The 21304-nt window shown below is 73.1% G+C and carries 29 protein-coding genes; 14 read left to right on the top strand and 15 right to left on the bottom strand.

The genetic code is table 11. The features are described 5' to 3' along the window. Nucleotides 1–3 precede the first annotated feature (3 nt). The 3 genes from GC092_RS01190 to GC092_RS01200 form a co-directional block, all read right to left on the bottom strand. Nucleotides 4–1260, bottom strand: coding sequence for a glycosyltransferase (locus tag GC092_RS01190; RefSeq protein ID WP_324013596.1), 1257 nt, complete (start codon nucleotides 1258–1260; stop codon nucleotides 4–6). A 97-nt stretch (nucleotides 1261–1357) separates the two neighbouring features. Next, on the bottom strand, nucleotides 1358–2017 hold the full coding sequence (locus GC092_RS01195; protein WP_324013597.1) for a cation efflux transmembrane domain-containing protein: 660 nt from the start codon (nucleotides 2015–2017) through the stop codon (nucleotides 1358–1360). Then, on the bottom strand, nucleotides 2017–2346 hold the full coding sequence (locus GC092_RS01200) for an ArsR/SmtB family transcription factor (protein WP_324013598.1): 330 nt from the start codon (nucleotides 2344–2346) through the stop codon (nucleotides 2017–2019). The genes GC092_RS01195 and GC092_RS01200 overlap by 1 nt, the downstream gene beginning before the upstream one ends. Before the next feature lie 143 nt (nucleotides 2347–2489). Between GC092_RS01200 and GC092_RS01205 the strand changes: the two genes are divergently transcribed. Further along, a complete protein-coding gene (locus tag GC092_RS01205; protein ID WP_271173049.1) occupies nucleotides 2490–2633 on the top strand; it encodes a hypothetical protein in 144 nt (47 codons plus the stop codon). A gap of 17 nt (nucleotides 2634–2650) precedes the next feature. Here GC092_RS01205 and GC092_RS01210 read toward each other — a convergent pair whose 3' ends face one another. Both GC092_RS01210 and GC092_RS01215 read right to left on the bottom strand, forming a co-directional pair. Further along, nucleotides 2651–3277, bottom strand: coding sequence for an HD domain-containing protein (locus GC092_RS01210; protein WP_324013600.1), 627 nt, complete (start codon nucleotides 3275–3277; stop codon nucleotides 2651–2653). Nucleotides 3278–3420: 143 nt separating this feature from the next. Beyond that, nucleotides 3421–3621, bottom strand: a complete 201-nt coding sequence (locus GC092_RS01215) for a hypothetical protein (RefSeq protein WP_282978900.1) — start codon at nucleotides 3619–3621, stop codon at nucleotides 3421–3423. A gap of 248 nt (nucleotides 3622–3869) precedes the next feature. On the opposite strand from GC092_RS01215, the gene GC092_RS01220 reads away from it, so the two are divergent. From GC092_RS01220 to GC092_RS01230, 3 genes are read left to right on the top strand one after another with little or no spacing between them, the layout of a single operon-like run. Continuing rightward, complete coding sequence (locus GC092_RS01220; protein WP_324013602.1) at nucleotides 3870–4082, top strand: multidrug transporter; 213 nt, start codon at nucleotides 3870–3872, stop codon at nucleotides 4080–4082. 10 nt (nucleotides 4083–4092) lie between these two features. Then, nucleotides 4093–4587 (top strand): SixA phosphatase family protein, encoded by a 495-nt coding sequence (locus GC092_RS01225; RefSeq protein WP_324013605.1) that lies wholly within the window; start codon nucleotides 4093–4095, stop codon nucleotides 4585–4587. Beyond that, the gene (locus tag GC092_RS01230; RefSeq protein ID WP_324013606.1) at nucleotides 4587–4967 is read left to right on the top strand and encodes a YciI family protein; all 381 of its coding nucleotides are present in this window, start codon (nucleotides 4587–4589) and stop codon (nucleotides 4965–4967) included. The genes GC092_RS01225 and GC092_RS01230 overlap by 1 nt, the downstream gene beginning before the upstream one ends. Before the next feature lie 4 nt (nucleotides 4968–4971). On the opposite strand, the gene GC092_RS01235 is transcribed toward GC092_RS01230, so the two are convergent. Continuing rightward, nucleotides 4972–5526 (bottom strand): Dps family protein, encoded by a 555-nt coding sequence (locus GC092_RS01235; protein WP_324013608.1) that lies wholly within the window; start codon nucleotides 5524–5526, stop codon nucleotides 4972–4974. A 98-nt stretch (nucleotides 5527–5624) separates the two neighbouring features. Continuing rightward, nucleotides 5625–5960 carry a winged helix-turn-helix transcriptional regulator gene (locus tag GC092_RS01240; RefSeq protein WP_282978894.1) on the bottom strand — a complete coding sequence of 112 codons (336 nt, stop codon included), beginning with the start codon at nucleotides 5958–5960 and terminating at the stop codon, nucleotides 5625–5627. 79 nt (nucleotides 5961–6039) lie between these two features. On the opposite strand from GC092_RS01240, the gene GC092_RS01245 reads away from it, so the two are divergent. Further along, nucleotides 6040–6690 (top strand): FMN-dependent NADH-azoreductase, encoded by a 651-nt coding sequence (locus GC092_RS01245; protein WP_324013611.1) that lies wholly within the window; start codon nucleotides 6040–6042, stop codon nucleotides 6688–6690. Between the two features lie 42 nt (nucleotides 6691–6732). On the opposite strand, the gene GC092_RS01250 is transcribed toward GC092_RS01245, so the two are convergent. After that, nucleotides 6733–7617 (bottom strand): LysR family transcriptional regulator, encoded by an 885-nt coding sequence (locus GC092_RS01250; protein WP_324013612.1) that lies wholly within the window; start codon nucleotides 7615–7617, stop codon nucleotides 6733–6735. Nucleotides 7618–7730: 113 nt separating this feature from the next. Here GC092_RS01250 and GC092_RS01255 point away from each other — a divergent pair, with 113 nt between their 5' ends. After that, nucleotides 7731–8666 carry an aldo/keto reductase gene (locus tag GC092_RS01255; RefSeq protein ID WP_324013614.1) on the top strand — a complete coding sequence of 312 codons (936 nt, stop codon included), beginning with the start codon at nucleotides 7731–7733 and terminating at the stop codon, nucleotides 8664–8666. 254 nt (nucleotides 8667–8920) lie between these two features. Here GC092_RS01255 and GC092_RS01260 read toward each other — a convergent pair whose 3' ends face one another. The 4 genes from GC092_RS01260 to GC092_RS01275 form a co-directional block, all read right to left on the bottom strand. Then, entirely contained in the window at nucleotides 8921–9541 is a 621-nt protein-coding gene (locus GC092_RS01260) for an ATP-binding cassette domain-containing protein (protein WP_324013615.1), read from the bottom strand. A gap of 164 nt (nucleotides 9542–9705) precedes the next feature. Beyond that, nucleotides 9706–10641, bottom strand: a complete 936-nt coding sequence (locus GC092_RS01265) for an ABC transporter permease (RefSeq protein WP_324013616.1) — start codon at nucleotides 10639–10641, stop codon at nucleotides 9706–9708. Between the two features lie 3 nt (nucleotides 10642–10644). Then, complete coding sequence (gene modA / locus GC092_RS01270; RefSeq protein WP_324013618.1) at nucleotides 10645–11394, bottom strand: molybdate ABC transporter substrate-binding protein; 750 nt, start codon at nucleotides 11392–11394, stop codon at nucleotides 10645–10647. After that, the gene (locus tag GC092_RS01275; RefSeq protein WP_324013620.1) at nucleotides 11391–11783 is read right to left on the bottom strand and encodes a TOBE domain-containing protein; all 393 of its coding nucleotides are present in this window, start codon (nucleotides 11781–11783) and stop codon (nucleotides 11391–11393) included. The genes modA and GC092_RS01275 overlap by 4 nt, the downstream gene beginning before the upstream one ends. A 95-nt stretch (nucleotides 11784–11878) precedes the next feature. Here GC092_RS01275 and GC092_RS01280 point away from each other — a divergent pair, with 95 nt between their 5' ends. From GC092_RS01280 to GC092_RS01290, 3 genes are all read left to right on the top strand, one after another. Beyond that, nucleotides 11879–12244 carry a hypothetical protein gene (locus GC092_RS01280; protein ID WP_324013621.1) on the top strand — a complete coding sequence of 122 codons (366 nt, stop codon included), beginning with the start codon at nucleotides 11879–11881 and terminating at the stop codon, nucleotides 12242–12244. 69 nt (nucleotides 12245–12313) lie between these two features. Then, nucleotides 12314–12880: an NYN domain-containing protein gene (locus GC092_RS01285; protein WP_416383284.1), complete on the top strand. Its 567-nt coding sequence runs from the start codon at nucleotides 12314–12316 to the stop codon at nucleotides 12878–12880. A 49-nt stretch (nucleotides 12881–12929) separates the two neighbouring features. Next, the gene (locus GC092_RS01290; RefSeq protein ID WP_324013627.1) at nucleotides 12930–13946 is read left to right on the top strand and encodes a glycoside hydrolase family 43 protein; all 1017 of its coding nucleotides are present in this window, start codon (nucleotides 12930–12932) and stop codon (nucleotides 13944–13946) included. Here GC092_RS01290 and GC092_RS01295 read toward each other — a convergent pair. After that, entirely contained in the window at nucleotides 13933–14847 is a 915-nt protein-coding gene (locus tag GC092_RS01295; protein WP_324013629.1) for an EamA family transporter, read from the bottom strand. The two genes, GC092_RS01290 and GC092_RS01295, sit on opposite strands and share 14 nt — an antisense overlap. A gap of 73 nt (nucleotides 14848–14920) precedes the next feature. On the opposite strand from GC092_RS01295, the gene GC092_RS01300 reads away from it, so the two are divergent. Then, nucleotides 14921–15856 (top strand): LysR family transcriptional regulator, encoded by a 936-nt coding sequence (locus tag GC092_RS01300; RefSeq protein ID WP_324013630.1) that lies wholly within the window; start codon nucleotides 14921–14923, stop codon nucleotides 15854–15856. Between the two features lie 9 nt (nucleotides 15857–15865). On the opposite strand, the gene GC092_RS01305 is transcribed toward GC092_RS01300, so the two are convergent. Next, nucleotides 15866–18067, bottom strand: a complete 2202-nt coding sequence (locus GC092_RS01305; protein ID WP_324013631.1) for a beta-L-arabinofuranosidase domain-containing protein — start codon at nucleotides 18065–18067, stop codon at nucleotides 15866–15868. Nucleotides 18068–18206: 139 nt separating this feature from the next. Between GC092_RS01305 and GC092_RS01310 the strand changes: the two genes are divergently transcribed. After that, nucleotides 18207–19217 (top strand): DNA topoisomerase IB, encoded by a 1011-nt coding sequence (locus GC092_RS01310; RefSeq protein WP_324013633.1) that lies wholly within the window; start codon nucleotides 18207–18209, stop codon nucleotides 19215–19217. Here GC092_RS01310 and GC092_RS01315 read toward each other — a convergent pair. Then, the gene (locus GC092_RS01315) at nucleotides 19204–19515 is read right to left on the bottom strand and encodes a putative antibiotic biosynthesis monooxygenase (protein WP_324013634.1); all 312 of its coding nucleotides are present in this window, start codon (nucleotides 19513–19515) and stop codon (nucleotides 19204–19206) included. The genes GC092_RS01310 and GC092_RS01315 overlap by 14 nt on opposite strands. An 89-nt stretch (nucleotides 19516–19604) precedes the next feature. Between GC092_RS01315 and GC092_RS01320 the strand changes: the two genes are divergently transcribed. The 3 genes from GC092_RS01320 to GC092_RS01330 all read left to right on the top strand — a co-directional run bounded on the left by GC092_RS01320 (nucleotide 19605) and on the right by GC092_RS01330 (nucleotide 21174). Continuing rightward, nucleotides 19605–20195 carry a TetR/AcrR family transcriptional regulator gene (locus GC092_RS01320; RefSeq protein ID WP_324013636.1) on the top strand — a complete coding sequence of 197 codons (591 nt, stop codon included), beginning with the start codon at nucleotides 19605–19607 and terminating at the stop codon, nucleotides 20193–20195. 122 nt (nucleotides 20196–20317) lie between these two features. Beyond that, nucleotides 20318–20659, top strand: a complete 342-nt coding sequence (locus GC092_RS01325; protein WP_324013638.1) for a hypothetical protein — start codon at nucleotides 20318–20320, stop codon at nucleotides 20657–20659. Next, entirely contained in the window at nucleotides 20656–21174 is a 519-nt protein-coding gene (locus GC092_RS01330) for a DUF1697 domain-containing protein (protein ID WP_324013639.1), read from the top strand. The genes GC092_RS01325 and GC092_RS01330 overlap by 4 nt, the downstream gene beginning before the upstream one ends. The last annotated feature ends 130 nt before the right edge of the window (nucleotides 21175–21304 follow it).

The following is a 21304-nucleotide window of genomic DNA, read 5'->3' on the forward strand; positions in this document are numbered from 1 at the left end:
CTCTCATCTCAGGGCCCGCTCCGCGGTGATCTCCTCGAGAGCGAGGATGGCGGCGCCGGTTCCGTCCTCTGCACGGATGAGCTCGCCGATCGCCTCTGCGCGGCTCGCCACCGCCGGCGAGCCGATGAGCTCCGCGAGGCGCGCCGCGAGCGCCTCTCCGGTGACCTTCCGCAGCGGAAGCGGCCGCGGGCCGAGTCCGAGCTGGTGGATGCGCGCGCCCCAGAACGGCTGGTCTCCGAGCACCGGGCAGACGAGCGTGGGGCGCCCCGCGCGCAGGCCGGCCGCGGTCGTTCCGGAGCCGCCGTGGTGGACGACCGCCGTCACACGGGGGAAGAGCCACGCATGCGGCACATCCTCGATCACCATGATGTCCTCCGACGCGCCGACCTCCACGCCGCCCCATCCGGTCGCGACGACCGCGCGGACGCCCACGCGGCGCACGGCGTCGAGCACGGCGCGACCTCGTTCGGGCGCGTGGCGCCCGAAGCCCATGCTCCCGAACCCGATATAGACGACCGGGCCATCCGCTGCGAGGAACTCCTCGAGCTCCGGCGGCGGGGTCCCATCCCGATTGCGGTCGAACCACCATCCCGTGACGTGGGCCGAATCGGGGTAGTCGCGCGGGACAGGGACGACGTGCCGGCTGAACGGATAGAGCACGGGCACGGGGCGGCCGTCCGCCCCGTGGAGATAGTCGCTGGTTCGGCTCATGCGACCGAGGCCCAGCTCCTCGGTGCGGAATCGGTTGATCATCCCGCCGTACGCGATGCCGGTGAAGCGGTTGAACGCGTAGGTCGCCCGGTTGAGCGCGGGCGGAAGGCCGCGCGACAGGAACGGGATGGGGAAGTCGCGCGTCGGGGTGAGAAACGGAAGCGGCAGCGAGGCGACGAAGGGGACGCCGAGACGCTCCGCGATGTGAAGCCCGCCGAGTGCCTTCGGATGCGACACCATCACGGTGGGCGCCGCCTCCTGTGCGGCCGTCCACTGCTCGCTCAGCGAGGTGCGCATCGCCGCCGACATGCGCCGTGCCAGGCCGAGCGCCTCGCGCGGGCCGCCGATCCCGGACATCCCCTCCCGCATGACCTCGTGCATCGCCGTGCACACGGGGGCGAACTCCGCTCCAGTGCCTTCGACGGTCGGACGGTAGGCCTCGGGCGCCGCGAGCACGGCCGAATGGCCCTCGGCCACGAGCCTCCTGGCGAGTGCGACGTACGGCTCGACGTCGCCGCGGGTGCCGTATGTCGAGATGAGCGCTCGCATGTCGCTGCCTTCCGGGACGAACGGTATCGATCGCCGACCAGGCTTCCCGGCACTCCGGGGGAAACCGTACTCGGTTCCGAGGCGCGATGCCAGGCCCTCACCCGTCGTGTTCGTCGTGCTCGAGGACCATCCCGACCGCGGTCGCGCACGCGTCTCCGCGCCAGGCCTCGACGCCCTCCCGGATGGCGAAGGCCGCGATGACGAGACCGGCGGCCGCATCGGCCCACCACCATCCGAGGAGGCTGTTCAGAAGCAGGCCCGCCAGCACGGACGCCGACAGGCAGGCGCAGATGAGGGTCTGGCGCGAGTCCGCGACCGCGGTCGCCGAGCCGAGCTCCCGCCCAGCGCGGCGCTCGGCCGCGGAGAGGAGCGGCATCGTCACCGCGCTCGCGGCCGTCAGGACGATGCCCACCGGACTGTGGTCGGGGACATCGCCGTTCGCGAGCGCGAGCGTCGCGCTCGCTGCGACGTAGATCGCGAGCGCGAAGAACGCGATGGCGATCACGCGCAGCGTCGGCTTCTCCCAGCGGTCCGGGTCGCGTCGCGTGAACTGCCAGGCGACGGCCGCCGCGGAGAGCACCTCGATCGTCGAGTCGAGCCCGAAGCCGATGAGCGCCGCCGAGGACGCGGCGCCTCCGGCGATCAGCGCGATGACGGCCTCGACGAGGTTGTAGGCGATGGTCGCGGCGACGATCATTCGGATGCGTCGGTGCAGGACGGCGCGCCGCGCGGCCCCCGTGGCCGGCGTACCCGGCATCAGCAGGTGCACCCCTCGCTCGCGCAGCAGTCCGGTTCCACGACGAGCGCGACGCGGAGGAGCTCGTCGAGCGCGGGAGCGAGGTGCGGATCGGCGAGACGGTAGAGGCTGCGGCGCCCATCCGGCGTCGATTCGACGAGCCCGCAGCCGCGCAGGCAGGCGAGGTGGTTCGACATCGCCTGCTTCGAGACGCCGAGCGATTCCGCGAGATCTCCCGGGTGCGCGGACGCGGTGCGCAGTGCGAGGAGGACGCCCGCCCGCGTCGGGTCGGACAGCGCGTGCCCGAGGCGAGCGAGTGCCGCGGTATGCGTCAGGGTCGCGGTGAGCATGGGGCGATAGTACAGGAATCGGTGTACTCATCGCCTCTCCGTCGCGTGCGCTCCGGGCTGTCAACCCCTCGCCCCGGGGTCGCGGTCGGCGTACCGTGGCGCGCAGCCGGACGCGATCCGGGGAGATGTCGCGGAGGAATCCCATGAGCGATGGCGGACAGCACAACACGCAAGGCGTTCCCGACGAGAACGCCGAAGCCGACACGGCATCGGGCGGCGCGCCCGAGGAGCCGGACGAAGGCGACGACTTCTCCGAGGCCTCCGACGAGGAGCCCTCGGGCGAGTGATCGACCTGGTCGCGCCGCTACGCGGAGCCGTTCGGCGCGACCAGGCGCTCCCACGCGCGAGCGCCGGCGTCGATCCGACCTGACGCGTCGAGTCTGCGCGCCGACGAGGTCGGCTTCCGCTCGGCCTGATCGTGGATGCGCTGCGCGAAGTCCGTCGAGAAGGCGCCTCGCGGCAGGTGCGACTCCACCGCGACGAGCAGCGCGGCATCCCACTTCTCCGGGGCGACGCCCGAGACGTCGAGGCTCGTGGCGACCTCGAGGAGGTGCGATTCGGCGTCCTCGTCCGGATCGACCGCCGTCCACATGTGCCGCACGATGATCTCCTGGACGCGCTCCCTGCGTGCGCGCGGCCATCCTGCGCCGGCGGCGAAGGCCCATCCTGCCGCTCCGCCCGCCGCCTCGAACGGGACGACGTCGGCGTCGAACTCCGCGACGAGCCCGAGGTCGTGCAGCATCGTCGCGACGTACAGCAGCTCGGCGTCGTAGGTCAGGGCCAGCGCGTCGCCGAGCGTCGATGCCCACACCCATGAGCGCAGGCAGTGCCGCACGAGCTCGGGCGGCGACCAGGCCTCGAGCACCTCGCGGGCACGTGCGGCGACGGGCGTGGGCGGCGCGATGAGCGCGTCGATCTGCGCGGGCGACATGGGGTCCTCTCGGTCTCGCCTCCACTCTCGCGGGCGGATGGCGCGGCTCGTGAGGCGATTCCGGTCAGCATCCGGAGGAATCGCGTCAGCAACGGCGCGACGCGATCTCACCGACGCCGCCGAGCTTCGTCCCCGACGCGTGATCACCCCCGGTCGACCGCGGCCATCGCCTCCGCGAGCTCGGAGAACGCGCCGACGCGCTCGGAATGAGCGTCGAAGGCGACGAAGCGGCCATCCGGCCCCTTCTCCACGAAGCCCATGAACATTCCGTCTCGATTCGCGACGTGGAGTCCCTTCTGGACGCGGCTCCAGGTCGTGTGCGTGCCGTGATCGGCGATGGTCATCGCTGTGTCTCCTTCTCTCACCGGGGCGCACGGAGAGTGCTCCGGCAACGCGGTCGTCGTTGACCGCCTCACGACTCTATGCGCGACCTCCGACAGGCGGAGGAGGCTTGTGGACGCGCGGCCGGGGTGGTATTCACACGCTCCCGCGCCTGCTCGAGAGCGAGGCGGTCGCACCCGCGCAAGGGGGAGACAGCGGGCGGTCTCATCGCCTAGCGTCGGCGGAGCAGGCCACGATCGGAGGAGGCGCCATGGGACAGGACGAGATGACCGATGAGGAGAAGCGCCGCGACCAGCTCACGTCGGCGCCCGACGCGACCGAGGAGGACGCGAAGCCGCGCATCGAGGTCACCCGCCGCGACGGCGTGACCCGCATCGACGTCGCGGAGGACGCCGCCGTGCGCCCCGGCTTCGGCGAGCCGGGCGAGGCGGCGGACGCGCAGGAGGGCGGCGACCGCGCGTAGCATGCCGAGCATGCTGCGCCTCCTGCTCCTGCGCCACGCGAAGTCCGACTGGCCCGAGGGGGTCGACGACGTCGACCGACCGCTGACGCCTCGCGGCGCAGCCCAGGCGCGCGACGTCGGCGCGTACATGCAGGAGCACGGGCTCATCCCCGACCGCGCGGTGGTCTCGATCGCCCAGCGCACGCGCGAGACGTGGGCGGGTGTCGCGTCTCCGTGGCAGGAGGCGCCGCCCGTGCAGTTCGACGACGACGTCTACGCGGCGTCCGCGCGGCGGCTACTCCAGGTCATCCGCGAGCAGGGCGGCGACGCGCGCTCGCTCCTGCTCGTCGGGCACAATCCGGGCGTCCACGATCTCGTCGCGACGCTCGCGGCAGAGCGCGACCGCGTCCCGCTCGCGTACCCCACCGCGACGCTCGCGGTGCTCGAGCTGCCGGTCGACGGATGGCCCGAGGCCGACGCCGGGACGGCGCGCGTCGAGCGCGTCGTGGTCAAGGGCTCGGACTGATGTCGGACCCGAACATCCCTGACGCGTTCGACGTCTTCACGGTGGTTCTCCTGCGGCGCCCCGCGGATGCGCCGGAGATGACCGAGGACGAACTCGACGCACTGCAGGCCCGCCACCTCGCCTACCGGGCACAGCTCGCACGCGACGGCGCGACGGTCGCGAACGGCCCGTTCCTCGCGCAGAGCGACGAGACCCTGCGCGGGATGTCGGTCTTCGCGCGCTCGCCGGAGGAGGCCGCGCGGCTGTCCGCCGCCGATCCGTCCGTCATCGCGGGGCGGCTGTCGTTCGAGGTCGTCGAATGGTGGGTCGCCGCAGGCTCGATCGCGTTCCCGAACGCGACCGAGCCCGTCGGCGACCGGAGGCCCCTGCCCGCCGACTGATCCGTCAGCTCGCGCGCGGCGTGCGGTTCTCGGCGCTGACCATCCAGGACAGCTGCTCGAGCCGCTCGAGCACGGCGTGGAGGATGTCGGCGGTCGTCGGGTCCTCCTCGTCGACCGCGTCGTGCACCTCGCGGCACGTCTGGCAGACGGCGTCGAGGCGCTCCGTGATGAGGTTGATCACCTCGGTCGTGGCGATCTCGCCCTGCGGGAACTCCGGGAGCGACGTCGTCTCTGCGACGGTGTCGCTGCGGCCGTCGGGGAGCGCGTGCAGCGCGCGCATGCGCTCGGCGATCGTGTCGGCGAACTCGCGCGCCGCGGCGATGATCTCGTCGAGCTGGAGGTGGGTATCGCGGAAGTTGGTGCCGACGACGTTCCAGTGCGCCTGCTTGCCCTGCAGCGACAGCTCGATGAGATCGACGAGCACGGACTGCATGTGCCCGCTGAGCTGCTCGGACGCGGTGAACCCCTTCTCGGCGTTCTGCTCATCCGTCAGCTCGGCCCCCGAGCGGGCGGGGCGGCGGCGGTTCTTCGGGGCGGACTGCTGCTTCTTCTCGGCCATCGTGTTCCCTTCCGTGTGCCTGGGCCCAGGCTACGGAGCGCACGGCGGGCTGTCGCGGCCTTGTCGGGCGCGCCCGCTCGTGTTACCGGTGCGGTGGGTCACGGTGCGGCGCGCAGATGCGCCGAGGCCCACTCGCCGAGCTGCTCGAGCACCGGGATGAGCGCCTCGCCGGCCGGTGTCAGCGTGTAGACGACCGAAACCGGAGGGCCGGCATGCACCTCGCGCGAGACGAGGTCGACCGCAGCGAGCTCGGCGAGCCGGTCGGAGAGGACGGCGTCGCTGATGCCCGCCACTCCGCGCCGCAGCGCCACGAAGGAGAGGGGGCCGCTGCTGAGCGTGTCGACGATCATGCCGTTCCAGCGCTTGCCGAGCACCGAGAACGCGAGCGAGACGGCGGCGTCGCACGCCGGTCCGCCGTGCTCGATCTCCGCCATGCAGCCATCCTACCTGTGCTACTGTCGCGATAGTCACTCTGCTTTTCAGAGTGACTCATCGAACCTGATCGGAGCACCCATGACCCTCTTCCGCCTGGATGCGAGCATCCTCCCCGCGACCTCCGCCAGTCGCTCCCTCGGCGATCTCGTCGAGTCCGAGTGGACGGCGGCGCACCCAGATGACATCGTCGTGCGCCGCGACCTCGCCGCCGAGCCCGTCTCGGCCACCGTGTGGCAGGACGCCGTGACGGCGGGCTTCGCGCCCGAGGCCGATCGCACCGAGGAGCAGCGCGCAGCGCAGGCGCTCGCCCGCGCCTTCGCCGACGAGCTCATCGACGCCGACGCGCTGCTCTTCACCGTGCCGCTCTACAACTACGGCGTCTCGCAGCACTTCAAGACCTGGTTCGACGTCGCCTACACCGACCCGCGCATCGACCCGCAGGGCACGGCGCTGCAGGGCAAGCCCGCGACGCTCGTGACCGTGCTGGGCGGCAACTACGCGCCCGGGACGCCCAAGGAGGGCTGGGACCACTCGACGGCGTGGCTGCGCCGCGTGCTCGAGGATGTCTGGGGCCTGGACCTCCGGGTCGTCCAGCGGCCGTTCACGCTCGTCGGCGTGAACCCCGCGCTCGACGCCTTCGCCGACGTCGCGGCGGACCTGCGGGCGGCGGCCGAGGACGCCGCCCGCGTCGCCGGCCGGGAGCTCGCGGAGTCCCTCCAGGCGGCGTGAGGTCGTGAGGAGGGGCGCCGTCGGGCGTCCCTCCTCACCGCGTCACCGCGCGGGTGCCGCCTGGGTCCGCACGAGCTCGAGCGCGAGGGCGGTGGCCGGCTCAGACGGACGCCGCGCGATCGCCGAGACGACCCACGGCGGCGCATCCGCGGGCATCGGCCGCACCGTGAGTGCCGCGGCCTCGGGCTTCGCCCCGACGTGCGCGGGCACGATCGCCACTCCGAGGCCTCGGCGCACGAGATCGATGAGCGTGTGGACGTCGCCGGTCGCGCATCGCACACGCCGCGCGACGCCGCGCGCGGCGCAGACCGCGTCGTTGAGCGAGCGCACGGCCCACGACCCCTGGAAGTCCACGAAATCGACGTCGTCGAGGTCGGCCCACGAGACGGGCTCCGCGCCCGAGAGCGGATGGCCGGGCGGCGTCAGCAGGACGAGCGGCAGGCGACCGAGCTCCTCCCGGTGAAGCGAGCCGAGGTGCTCCGTCGCCGCGACGAGACCGAGGTCGAGGTCGCCCTCGCGGACCCGCGCGGCGAGCTCGTGCGACCCGGCCTGCGCGAACTCGAGCTCGACGAGGGGATGGCGCAGGTGGACCTGCTCGAGCAGGCCCGAGACATCCACGAGGCCGAGGCACTGCTCGGCGCCGATGCGCAGCCTCCCGCTCAGCTCCTCCGTGGCGCGCGCGACGGCGCCGCGCGCTGCGGACGCCTGCGCGAGCATCGAGCGCGCGTGCGGCAGGAGCGCGCGGCCGGCCGGCGTCGTCTCCACTCCGCGGGGCGAGCGCGTGAAGAGGTCCGTGCCGAGCTCGGCTTCGAGCGCCCGGATGGCCGCCGACAGGCCCGACTGCGAGATGCCGCAGACGGCGGCCGCGCGCGTGAACTGCTGCTCGTCGGCGAGGGTGACGAGGTACTCCATCTGGCGCAGATCCATCAGCACTTCTCCTTCTGGCAGGCATCTGCTCCAGTTGTTGGATTTCTGCCGCACCGCTCCCTATCGTAGGAGCGCCCGCGGCGCCGTCGCCGGGCGGCACCGGAAGGACACCCATGAAGACCGTCTCCCTCGGCCCCGGAGGCCAGCAGGCTCCCAACGTCATCGCGGGGCTCATGCGCATCTCCGACAAGACCGACGCGCAGATCCGCGAGCTCGTCGACACCGCCCGCGAGGCCGGCATCGACTTCTTCGACCACGCGGACATCTACGGCACCGAGCTGCACCAGTGCGAGCGCCGCTTCGCCGAGGCGATGCGCCTCACGCCGTCTGAGCGCGCCGAGCTCACGATCCAGACGAAGTGCGGCATCGTGCGCGAGGGGCCGTACTTCGACTTCTCGTACGAGCACATCGTCACGTCGGTCGAGGAGTCGCTGCGCGCGCTCGACACCGACTACATCGACGTGCTCCTCCTGCACCGCCCGGATGCGCTCGTCGAGCCCGACGAGGTCGCCCGCGCGTTCGACGAGCTCGAGGCCGCGGGCAAGGTGCGCGCGTTCGGCGTCTCGAACCACACGCCGCGTCAGATCGACCTGCTCAAGACGGCCGTGCGCCAGCCCATCGTCGCCAACCAGGTGCAGCTTTCGATCACGCATGCGCCGATCATCACGCAGGGCATCGCGGCCAACATGCTCGGCGTCGAGCAGTCGCAGGTGCTCGACGGCGGAGGGCTCGTCGAGTACAGCCGCATCAACGGCATCACGCTGCAGGCGTGGTCGCCCTTCCAGGCCGGCTTCTTCACCGGCGTGTTCCTCGGCTCGGAGGCGCACTCCGAGCTGAACGCCGTGATCGACCGCCTCGCCGCGCAGTACGGCGTCGAGCCGATCGCGATCGCGACGGCGTGGATCACCCGCCACCCCGCGGGCATCCAGGTCGTCCTCGGCACGACGACGCCGGCCAGGGTCGCGGCGGCCGCGCAGGGCAGCGACATCCCGCTCACGCGCGCCGAGTGGTACGAGCTCACCCGCGCGGCGGGCCACATCGTCCCGTAGGGGCGGCCGGTCGTGCGGCCTGTCGGGCCTGCCGGGCGGGCCGTCGTGCTGCCCGGCGGCCCTGCCGGGCGGCCCGTCGCCAGGAGGATCACGCTTTCCCAGGACGGATACGGCAGAACCGTCCTGGGAAAGCGTGATCCTCCTGCTTTCAGGGTGGCGGGGTCGACGTCGGACCGGCAGGTGGCGGCCGGTGTGTGCGGGTGCGGGTCGACGCGCAGGCCACGTGGTGCCTGACCGGCGCGCGCCGGCGCACGTCAGCCGACGACGCGGCCCTCGGCCATCCGGATGGTGCGGTGCGCGAGGGCCGCGACGTCGTCGGGGTCGTGACTGACGAGGATGGCCGTGCGCCCGGCGAGGACGCGCGCGAGGACCGCCCGCAGCTCGGGCCGGGCCGTCGCGTCGAGCGCGGTCGTGGGCTCGTCGAGCAGGAGGACGGCCGGCTCGGCCGCGAGGGCCCGGGCCAGGGCGACCCGCTGCGCCTGGCCTCCGGAGAGGTCGGATGCGCGGCGCTCGGCGAGGTGCCGCACGCCGGTCTCGAGAAGCCAGCGCTCCGCGGCGTCGCGCGCGGCGGACCGCGACAGGCCCGACGCGCGCGGACCGAACGCGACGTTGTCCCGAACGGTGAGGTGCGGGAAGAGCAGGGTCTGCTGCGTCATGAGGGCGATGCCGCGTCGATGCGGCGGAACCCAGCGGCTTCCGTCCGCCAGGGGCGCCCCTTCGAGCACGACGGCGCCCGCGTCGGGGCGGATGAGCCCCGCGACGAGCTCGAGCGCGGTCGACTTGCCCGCGCCGTTCGGCCCCACGATCGCGACGGTCTCCCCGCGCGCGACGTCGAGGTCGACGGCGACCCCGCGGCCCGTTACCCGTGCGTGCACCTCGAGGAAGCGAGCGGCGTCATCCGGGCTCTGCCGCGTTTCGGGGCGGCCCGGCGTCGGTTCGCCGTGTTTCGGGGCGAGGCTGTGCGGGGGGTGCCGCGTTTCGGGGCGACTCGGTGTCGGTTCGCCGTGTTTCGGGGCGAACCCGCTGGAATCCTCGTCGGTCACGGCTGCCCCCTCCGCGGACGGTACGCCAGCACGACGCCGCAGATGGCGAGCACGATGAGCACGAGCGACAGCGCCACGGCCGAGGCGCTGTCGCTCTCCCGGACGAGATACACCTCGAGGGGAAGCGTGCGGGTGACGCCCTGCAGGCTCCCGGCGAAGGCGAGGGTCGCGCCGAACTCCCCGAGCGCACGGGAGAAGGAGAGGATGGCCCCCGAGAGGATGCCCGGCGCGATGAGCGGGAGCGTCACGCGCCACAGCACCTGCCCCGGCGATGCCCCCAGCGTCGCCGCGACCGCGGCGTAGCGCGTGCCGGCGGAGCGCAGCGCCCCCTCCACGCTCATCACGAGGAACGGCAGGGCGACGAAGGTCTGGGCCATGACGACCGCCATCTCGGTGAACGGGATCTGGATCCCGAACGGCGTGAGCGCCTGCCCGACGAGCCCGCGGCGCCCGAACGCGTACAGCAGCGCGATGCCTCCGACGACCGGCGGCAGCACGAGCGGCACGAGTGCGAGCGCGCGCAGCGCCTTCAGCCCGGGGAAGCGCCCCCGCGCGAACACGGCCGCCATCGGCACGCCGATGAGCAGGCACAGCGCGGTCGAGACGAGGGCCGTCCGCAGGCTCAGCGCGAGGGCGTCGCGCGCGGCCGCCCCGGTCAGCAGGTGCCAGAAGTCGCCCCACTCCGCGCGCAGCACGAGGGCGGCGAGGGGCACGAGGATGAGCGCGAGCCCCAGCGCGGCCGGAATCCACAGCCAGCGCGGCAGGTCGGTGGCGATCGGCCGCGACGCCCGAGCGGATGCCCGCCCCGCCCGAGCGGATGCCCGCCCCGCCCGAGCGGATGGCCGCGACGACCCAGCGGATGGCCGCGCCGCGGCGACCTCGGGCGGTCGCGGGGCGCGGGCCGCCGCAGCTCTCTCCTCGTGCTCGACCATCCGCTAGTCCGCCGGGAGGAAGCCCGCGTCGGCGAGGATGTGCTGCGCGGGGTCGTCGAGGACGAAGTCGACGAACGCGCGAGCGAGCGCCGGGTCGGGTGCGCCGTCGAGCGCCGCGATGGGGTAGTCGTTCACGGCGGCATCGGGCGCGTCGACCGGCACACCCTCGACCGCGTCGCCCGCACGGCGGACGTCGGTGGCGTAGACGACGCCCGCATCCGCCTCGCCCGAGGTCACCTTGCCGAGCACATCCGTCACGGCGTTCTCCTCGCTCGCAGGGTCGACCGCGACGTCGAGCGCCCGCTCGACCTCGGCCGTCGCGCGCCCGCACGGGACGACGACCGCGCACACCACGACGACCACGTCGTCGCGCGCGAGATCCGCGAATCCCCGGATGTCGGCCGGATTGCCCGCGGGCACGGCGATCTCGAGGGCGTTCCGCGCGAACACCGCCGGCTCGTCGGCGGCGTGCTGCGCGACGGATTCCATGGTCGCCGCGTCGGCCGAGGCGAAGACCGCGGCGGGCGCTCCCTCGGCGATCTGCGTCGCGAGACCCGCCGACCCGTCGAAGCTCAGGCTGACCGAGACGCCAGGATGCGCCTCCTCGAACGCGGCCGCGATCTCGGTGAAGACCTCGGTGAGCGACGCCGCGGCGAACACGTGAAGCTCCTGACCCACGGTCGGCGGCGCAGCGCAGCCGGACAGCGCGAGCGCGACCGCACCCGCGACGGCTGCGCGCGCCCGCCGTCTCACGGCGTCTCCACGAGGACGGTCGTGGCCTTGACGACGGCCACCGCGATCGATCCCGGCTCGAGGCCGAGCTCGCGCACCGCCTCCGTGCTCATGAGCGACACGACGCGGTGCGGCCCGCACTGCAGCTCGACCTGGCTCATGACGGTGTCGCTCGTGACGGCCGTGACGAGTCCCGTGAAGCGGTTGCGGGCGGAGCGGCCCCCGGAGAGCGGATCATCGGGGGCGTCGGCATGCGACCGCGCGAATGCGGCGAGCTCGGCTCCGTCGATGACCCGGCGACCCGCGGCGTCGCGGTGCGCCGCGAGCGCGCCCGCGGCGATCCAGCGTCGGACGGTGTCGTCGCTCACGCCGAGCAGGTGGGCGGCGTCGCGGACGCGGATGTCGGGCATGCGCTTCTCGATTCGCAGATGCGGATGGTCTGGGTCGATTCTGCCGCAGATGCGGCATGCATGGGCGTCCAAGGTCGAGCGGCTACCGTCGTCGCATGCGCCGACTCGCCATCCTCCCGCTCCTCGCCGTGGGCCTGCTCGCCGGCTGCGCACAGGCCGCCGACATCGCCGGCGACGCCCTCGGCGTCCCGGTCGACGAGATCTGCACGACCGCCGATGCCGCCTACGCGCAGTACCAGGCGATCCTCGAGCAGGGCGACGTGACCGCTGAGCAGGCCGACGTCGCGCGCGACGACCTCGTCGCGACCCTCGAGAGGCTCGCGGATGACGTGGGCGGCCAGCCGGGGGAGCTCATCCGCGCGAACGCCGAGCAGCTGTCGCAGGTGAGCGATCTCACGGCGCCCGAGACGGTCGAGGCCGTCGAGCAGGCCAAGGGCGCGCTCACGACCCTCTGCGGCTGAGCCGCCCCGCGCCCTCGTAGGATCGGACGAGGCCCCGCCACCTCGACGGCGCCGGATGGGGAGGCGCGCATGCGCGTGAGCGGTGAAGACGTGACCTGGGTGCTCGTCGACGGCGAGAACATCGACGCGACGCTGGGGACGTCGATCATCGGGCGACGGCCGCAGCCGGATGAGCGGCCTCGGTGGGACCGGCTCGTCTCGTTCGCGGCGCGGCAGTGGAACCAGCGCGCACGCGGCGTGTTCTTCATCAACGCCTCGTCCGTCATCCCGCAGAGCTTCGTCCAGGCGCTCAAGGCGATGGACTACGAGGTCGTGCTCCTCGCAGGGGCCCCCGACGAGAAGGTCGTCGACATCGCGATCCAGCGCACCCTGCGGGCCCTGGCTGACCGCGACGACGACGTGATGCTCGTGAGCCACGACGGGGACTTCCTCGACGACGTCGCTGCGCTCATCGGCGGCGATCGGCGCGTCGGGATCGTCGCGTTCAACGAGTTCCGCAATGCGGGGTATGCGACCCTGCCCGGCCTGCAGCGATTCGACCTCGAGTACGACGCCGCGGTGTTCGACGCGCAGCTCCCGCGCCTTCGCGTCATCCCGATCGACGAGTTCGACCCCGCGAGCTTCCTCGGCGCGTAGGGCCGAGTCCGGGGTCGCGACGGTGGCCGTCCCTTGGTATCGTGCACTTGTGCAACGTTGTAAATTCTCCTCGTACCTCTTCGTCCACTTCACGGGCGAAGACGACGACGCGGCCGAGCAGGTCCACTTCGCGGTGAGCGACGGCGCCTCTCTGAGCGACTGGGACCTGCTGGCGGACGGCGCGCCCGTGCTCACGTCGGAGCTCGGCACGCAGGGCGTGCGCGACCCGTTCCTGCTCCGCAAGGAGGACGGCGGGTTCGTGATCCTCGCGACCGACCTCAAGGTGCACGGGGCCGGCGGCTTCGGTGCGGGGCAGGAGAACGGCAGCACCGACATCCTCGTCTGGGAGTCGGATGACCTCGTGACCTGGACAGGCCCGCGTGCGGTCGCGGTGATGGGCCCCGAGGCCGGCAACGTGTGGGCCCCGGAGGCCGTCTGGAGCGCGGAGCACGGCGCCTACCTCGTCTACTGGGCCTCGAACCTCTACCCCGAGGGCGGCGAGCGCCGGGCCGCCGACAGCTACAACCGGATGATGATCGCGCAGACGGCCGACTTCGCGACCTTCTCGGAGCCGCGCGTGTGGATCGACGTGCGCCGGGGGCCCGGGTACGGGACGATCGACTCGACCCTCGCGCGCGACGGCGCACACTGGTACCGCTTCACGAAGGACGAGGAGCCCGGCACCATGCACGTGTTCGCCGAGCGCGGCGACGACGTGCTGCGCCCGACCGAGGGGCGCATCGGCTCGGCGTGGGAGCTGCTCGCCGAGGGGATCGGCAGCGACGTCATCTCGCACGGCGAGGGGCCGATCATCGTCCGATCGCTCGACGAGCGCTCGTGGCTGCTCTTCATCGACTGGCCGCCCTACGGCGGCGGCACGGGCTACCGCGTCTTCGAGAGCGCAGACCTCGCGGATGGCACGTGGACGCCGAGCGCGCACGCGGTTCCACCGCGCTTCCGGCACGGCTCGGTCGTGCCGATCACAGCGGAGGAGCGGGAGCGCCTGCTCGCCGCCTGGCCGTCGCGTCGCGTCACGACGGCGGAGGCCGCGGTCAGTCGCGGATGACCGGGATCGCCCCGGTGAGGGCGGATCCGGGCACGTCCTCGCTCGCCCGCGCCGCGAGGGCGGTGCCGACGCTCGCGGCGACGACGAGCGCGATCGCGGCGATCCGCAGCGGGCTCATCGCCTGAGCGAGGAGCAGCCATCCGGCCGCCGTCGCGATGACGGGCTCGAGGCTCAGGAGCACTCCGAACACGCGCTGCGGAAGCCGCCGCAGCGCCATGAGCTCGAGCGCGTACGGGATGACCGAGGCGAGGAGCGCCGTCCCGACGGCGAGCACGAGGAGGTGCGGCTCCGCGACGACCTCGACCGCCGCCGGCACGCCGAAGGGCAGCAGCGCGGTCGAGGCGATCACGAGCGCGACCGCGAGCCCGCCCATCCCCGGGACGAGCTGGCCGACGCGCGCGCTCGTGCGGATGTAGAGGGCCCAGAACGCGGCGGCCACGAGCGCGAACACCACGCCTGGTCCATCCAGGGGGATGCCGATGGCGCTGTCGACGCCCAGGAGGGCCATGCCGACGAGGGCGACGCCGACCCACGCGAAATCGAGGGCGCGTCGCGTGAGCACGGCCGCGAGCACGAGCGGACCGAGGAACTCGATCGCGACCGCGGTGCCCAGGGGGATCCGCTCGAGGGAGGCGTAGAAGGAGCCGTTCATGGCCGCGAGGGAGAGGCCGTACGCGGCCACCCATCCCCATTGCTCGCGGGTCCAGGTGCGCACGCGCGGGCGCACCGCCGCGCACAGGACGAGCGCCGCGATCGAGAGGCGCAGCGCCGTCACGCCCCACGTCCCCAGCTCGGGGAAGAGCTGCACGGCGAGCGCCGCGCCGAACTGCAGCGACGTGCACGAGCCGATGACGAGGGCGACCGAGGCGGCCATCCCCCGAGGGCGGATCCGGGTGAGCATGCCTCCAGTCTCGCCGGAGGCCGCTGGTCAATCCAGCAACCGTTTCTTAGCACGAAGCGTAAGGTGAGCTGATGTGTTGAATGTCGCGCGCCTCCGCCTCCTCAGCGAGCTCAGTCGCCGCGGAACGATCGCCGAGACGGCGCGGGCGCTCGCGTACACGCCGTCGGCGGTGTCGCAGCAGCTCGCTCAGCTCGAGCGGGAGACGGGCGTGCAGCTGCTCGAGCGCGTCGGGCGCGGTGTGCGGCTGACCGGCGATGCGCTCGCCCTCGTGGCGCATGCGGATGCCGTCTTCGCGCGGCTCGAGGAGGCCGAGGCCGAGCTGGCCGCCGCGCAGAGCACGCTGCGGGGGCGGCTGCGCGTGGCCTCGTTCCAGAGCATCGTGCTCGCGCTCGCGCCGGCGGCGCTCGAGCTGCTCGCCGAGCGCCATCCCGAACTCGATGTCGCCATCGCCCAGCGCGACCACGGCCCGGCCTACGACGCGCTGCTCTCGCACGAGTTCGACGTCATCATCGGCGAGGAGTACCCCGGCATCCCCGAGGTCGTCCGCGACGGCGTCGACCGCGCCGAGCTCCTCGTCGACCCGCTCGGCCTCGCCCTGCCGGCGGAAGGACGGCTCTCGCGGAGGCCGCGTCGCCTCGCGGAGCTCCGAGACGCGCCATGGGTGCTCGATCCGGCCGACACCCCGACCGGCGCCTGGGGCAGGGCGCAGTGCCGCGGCGCCGGCTTCGAGCCCGTCGTGCGCTTCGAGAGCACGGACCCGCTTCTGCACGCGCACGTCGTCCGGATGGGGCAGGCCGTCGGGTTCCTTCCCGCGCTGCTCGGCGAGCCGCACCTCGCCGGCACACAGCTCGTGAGCCTGCCCGGCGAGCCGCACCGCGTGCTCTACACCGCCGTCCGCTCGGGTCGCGCGGGGCATCCCGCGGTGCGCGCGTTCCGGTCGGCCCTCGTCGACGCGCTCGCGGCGCGGCACCCCGCCGCCCCCGTCTGGAGCGCGGCGCTGGCCGAGTAGGACCCGTGCTCAGCGCAGGAGGCGCGCTGAGACCACGCCCGGGGCGGGAGCACCGTCGACGGGCGAGAGAGTGATCCGCGTGCCGGGCGACGGCGGCGCCATGACGACCTCGAGCGAGGTCGCGCCGGGCGCGAGGCGCTCCTCGACGGCGAGCTGCTCGCCGACGCGCACCGCGATGGCCGTCGCCTCGGCGGATGGCCGCAGCTCGAGGCGCAGGCGACGCGACTGCCACGCGGGGTCGCGGAGCTCGATCGAGAGGCCGGTTCCGAGCTCGCGCCAGTGCGCGTCGCCCTCGACGCCGACGGTCGAGCCGTCGCCCGAGAAGGCGTGGTCGGACTCGGGCTGCTGCTCGCCGAACGCCACGGCGTCGACGGTCGCCGCGTCGATCGCGAGACGGCCGTCCTGGGCGAGGAGCTCGTCCCTGCGGCCGGGGCCCTCGGCGACCGGCCAGTAGACGGTGTACCGGCTGTCGTGGATGCCCGCGAACGGCTCGAGGTCGACGGCGCCCGCCGGGTCGTCCGTCTCGAGCCGGAAGCGCAGCGGGCCGACCTGGGCGACCGCGTCGGCGCCCTCCGCGACGAGCGGCAGGTCGGCGAACGGGAGCAGCGGGCCCGACGCGATGTGGCCCATCCGGCTGTCGTCGGCGACGAGCCCGTCGAGCCCGTCCTCCCCCGCGCGCGCGGCGAGGACGACGGGCCCCGCGAGGTAGGCCTGCCACGGCGACCCGTCGGGCAGGCGCTCCGCACGCAGGGCGAGGGGCACGCGGAAGACGATCTCGTCGCCGTCCGCCCAGGTCCGCGTGATCCGCACGGCGCCGTCCTCCGCGGTCGCCTCCGCGTCGTCGCCGTTCACGCGGAGGTCGCGGAGTCCGTCGCTCCAGCCCGGCACGCGCAGGCGCAGTGCGAACGCGCGCGCGCCGTCCGCCTCCACCGCGATCCGCACCTGCTCGTCGGCGGGGAAGTCCGTCGTCATGCGCAGCCGGACGCCGAACTCGGATGCGTCGAGGTCGGCGGGTGCGAAGAGGTTGACGGCGAGCGCGTCGCCCTCCTGTCCGAAGATCCACTCGCCGTACCGGGCCTGCATCTCCATGCCCGTGCCGACGCAGCACCAGAAGCACTGGTCGGGCTGCGAGTAGACGCGGTAGTGGCGGGGGCGCATCGGCGTGAAGTAGACGAACCCGCCGCGCTCGGGATGCTGCGCCGAGAGCACGTGGTTGAAGAGCGCGCGCTCGGCGAAGTCGAGGTGGGCGGGATCGAGCTCGGCCTCGGCGAGGGCGCGCGTGAGCTTCAGCATGTTGTAGGTGTTGCAGGTCTCTGGACCCTCGCGGTCCTCGATCATCGGCGCGAAGTCGTCTGGCGCGTGGAAGTGCTCGCGCACGCTGTTGCCGCCGATCGCGACCGTGCGCCGCTCGACGACCGTGCGCCAGAACGCGGCGGCCGCCGCGCGCTCGCCGGCGACCGCGTAGCCCACGGCCTTCGGGATCTGCGTGTTCGCGTGGCGCCCGGTCAGATCGTCTCGCCCCTCGCGGAGGGGGTCGAGGATGGCGCGGTGCGCGAAGCGACGGGCCATCGTCGCGAGGTCGTCGCGTCCGGTGAGCGCCGCGAGCTCCGCGAAGGCCTCGTTCATGCCGCCGAACTCGGTGTCGAGCATGGCCTCGAAGGCCGCGTCGTCGATGCCGTCGGCGATGTCGAGCCACCAGTCCGCCAGACGGACGGCGATGTCGAGCGCGCGCTCGTCGCCGCCGACGACGTGTGCGTCGATGAGCCCCTGGAACGTCTTGTGGAGGTTGTACCAGGGCACCCAGTGCCCGCTCGATGCGAGCGCCCGGGCCGCCGCCACGCCGCCGTCGCGGAGCCCCGCGAAGAGCTGCTCGCCGCCGGGCACGCCGCCGACCCACCCCGTGCCGCGCGCCTCCTGCGCACGTGCGAGCTCGCCCACGGCGTAGCGGAGTCGGCGAAGGGCCTCGGGATGGCCCGTCGCCGCGTGCAGGTGGGCGAGGGCCGAGATCCAGTGCCCCGCGGTGTGCCCGTCGAGCCCCGCATCCTCCCAGTTGCCGTACGAGCGGTCACGCGGCTCGAGGCCCGCCTCGCGCAGGAAGGGCGCGAGCAGCCGGTCGGCGTCGAGCGAGAGCACGTAGTCGAGGTCGACGCGCAGCGCGTCGGCGAACGGGCCGGCGGTCACGCGCACCGCGCGGGCAGGGAAGAACTTCATCGTGGCTCCCGGGAGGCAGAAAGGGCGTCGAGTGTCGAGCGTAGGGCTACGACGTTGGAAAGCCCAACATCCGCGACCCTCTCCGGAGGCACTGTCAAGGCCTGACGGGCGGCGGATGCCGTCGGGCAGACTCGACCGCATGCCCCGGCTCCGACGCACCTCTCCCCAGGAGCGGGGCTGGACGCGGCGCCGCTCCGGCCGCGGATTCGTCTACCTCGATGCCGACGGCGAGCGGCTGCCCGCGGAGGAGGTCGCCCGCATCCGCGCGCTGGCCATCCCGCCCGCATGGCGCGACGTCTGGATCACGCCCCACCCCAACGGGCACCTGCAGGCCGTCGGCACCGACGACGCGGGGCGCCGGCAGTACCTGTACCACCCGCAGTGGCGTGCGCGCCGCGATGCCCAGAAGTTCGACCGCGTGCTCGACTTCGGCGTCGCGCTGGGCCGTGCGCGCCCGGCCATCCTCGGCGAGCTCGGGCTCGACGGCATGCCGCTCGAGCGCGCGTGCGCGACCGCCGTGCGGCTGCTCGACCTCGGCTGCTTCCGCATCGGCGACGACGTGTACGCCGACCGGCACGGCAGCTTCGGGCTCACGACCCTCGAGCGCGCGCATGTGCGGCGGACCGGCGACGCCCTCGTCTTCCGCTTCATGGGCAAGTCGGGCGTCGCGCACCGCATCGAGATCGCGGATGCCCCCGTCGTCGCGGCGATCGAGAGCATGAGGCGGCGACGCGACGGCGAGCCCGCGCTCCTGGCATACCGGGAGGCGGGCGGATGGCGGCGCCTCACGCCCGCGGTCGTCAACGACTACGTGCGCGCCTCGACGGGGGCCGACGCGACCGCGAAGGACTTCCGCACATGGCACGCGACGGTGCTCGCGGCCGCGCGCCTCGCCGAGCGCGGGCTCGACCTCGACGAGGGCGCGAGCGCGACGAAGCGCCGCCGCGCGGTGACCGCGACCATGCGCGATGTCGCCGAGTTCCTCGGCAACACCCCGACGATGGCGCGGACCTCGTACGTCGATCCGCGCGTCGTCTCGGCGTTCGACGAGGGGCGCACGATCGCGGCGGCCGTGCGTCGGCGCCATGCCGACGCCGACGCACGGCAGGTCGCGCTCGAGCGCGCGACGCTCCGGCTCATCCGCGGCTGACGACCTCGGGGGACGTCGCGGGAGCGGTGGCCGGTGCGGCCGGTGCGGCTTGGGCGGCTGGGTCCGCCGTCGCAGCGCGGCGCGCGCTGAGTGTCATCCAGGCGCGCATCAGCTGCGGGACGACGAGGTACACCGCGAGCGGCACGACGACGACCGTGAGTGCGAGCGAGCGGAGGACGGGCGGCCAGGTCTCGCTGAACGGCGCGATGGCGTAGAGGCCGATCGTGACGAGCGGGAAGATCGCGAGCCACGTGATGACGGCGCGGACGTGGACGGAAGGCGGGGTGGGCGCGGGCATGGCATCTCACTTTCCAACTGACTGGTTGGGAACAGTGAACCACGTTCCGACGCCGAAGGCAACTGTTCGGTTGGGAATAGGATGGGCGGATGGCCTACACCCCGGAGGAGACGCGGCGACGCCTGCTCGAGGCGGCCGTCGACGAGTTCAGCGCGCACGGTCTCGCCGGGGCGCGCGTGGACCGGATCGCACGTGCCGCCGGGGTGAACAAGGAGCGCATCTACGCGCACTTCGGCGACAAGGAGGCGCTCTTCGGCGCGGCGCTCGAGAGCGAGCTGCTCGCGGTCATCCACGCCGTCCCGATCGAGGGCGAGGGCGCCGAGGCGGTGCTGCGATACGTCGAGGCCGTCTTCGACTACCACGCCGCGCATCCTCAGCTCTCGCGCCTGCTCGCGTGGGAGGGCCTCGAGCGCGAGACCCCGGTCGCGTTCGAGGCGCGCTCCGAGGCGCACCGGCGCAAGGTCGCTCAGCTGCGCAGGACCCTTCCCGCCCTCGACGACGCGGCCGCCGCCGAGCTGCTCCTCACGATCGTGACCCTCGCCGACGGCTGGCAGGTGTTCCGCTCGGTGGACCGGCTGTACGTGGGCGATGCCGCCGACCGCCCCGAGCGCGTCGCGGCGCGACGCGCCTTCGTCGTCCGCACGGTGCGCGCGCTTCTGGAGTCGCTCGTCGGCTCATAGGGTCGTGGCTCGTGCACAGGCCACGCCTCGCGGTGTGGCGACGCCGACGACCTCCACAGGTGCGGCTCCCGGTCGCCGCTCGTGACAATGTCGTCGGGTCGGTTCAGACTGGAGGAGTGCAGATGAGCGAGCCGCAGGTGTGGGTCTTCATGGCCCTCTTCGCGACGTTCGCGTTCGCGACGCTCGGGATCATCTCGACGAACTTCACCCGCATCCTGCGCGCCGAGATCGGCGGCCTGCGCGGCGAGCTGCGCGGTGAGATCGACGGTCTGCGCGGCGAGATGAACGCGCGGTTCGACGCGTCGAACGCGCGCCTCGACGCGACCAACGCTCGGCTGAACGCCGAGTTCGCCAGTCTGCGGGCGGAGATGAACGCGCGGTTCGACGCCGTCCACACGAAGATCGACCATCTCGACTCGGACGTCACGGCCCTCACCCGCCGGGTGATGGGCGAGGCGGGATGACCGACTTCGTCGCCCTGCTCCGCGGTGTCAACGTGGGCGGCATCACCGTGCGCTCGGCCGACCTGCGCGCGCTGTTCGCCGAACTGGGGTTCACGGATGCGCGCACGTTCCTCGCGAGCGGCAACGTGCGCTTCACCGCCGACGAGGATCGCGCCGCCCTCAAGCGGCGGATCGAGCGGGCGCTCGGGGAGAGGTTCGGCTACGAGGCGTGGATCGTGCTGGCCACCTGCGATGAGCTGCGAGCCGCGCTCGCGGCCTTCCCGTTCGATGCGTCCGACTCCGATCGCCAGCCGTACATCGTCTTCTGCGCCGACGGCGAGGCGCGCGACGCCGTGCTCGCGCTCGCGGCGGATGCCCCGGACGATCCGGTGGCGGAGGGCCCCGGCGTCGTCTACTGGAACCCGCCGAAGGGCGCGAGCGTGTCGACGGCGTTCGCGAAGGAGCTCGCCAAGCCGCGCTGGAAGGCCGTGACGACGACGCGGAACATCCGGACGGTCGAGAAGATCGTCGCCTGAGCCGCCGCACGCGAGAGCCCGGCCCGGAAACAGCCGAACGGGCCCGCTGTGCGTCAGGCCCGTTCGGAAGGTATGGCGGACGAGGTGGCGGTGCGAGCGTCAGCCCCGTCGAATACCCTCACAGCGTCTC

The sequence above is a fragment of the Microbacterium sp. JZ37 genome (assembly GCF_035188445.1).
Classification (GTDB): Bacteria; Actinomycetota; Actinomycetes; order Actinomycetales; family Microbacteriaceae; genus Microbacterium; species Microbacterium barkeri.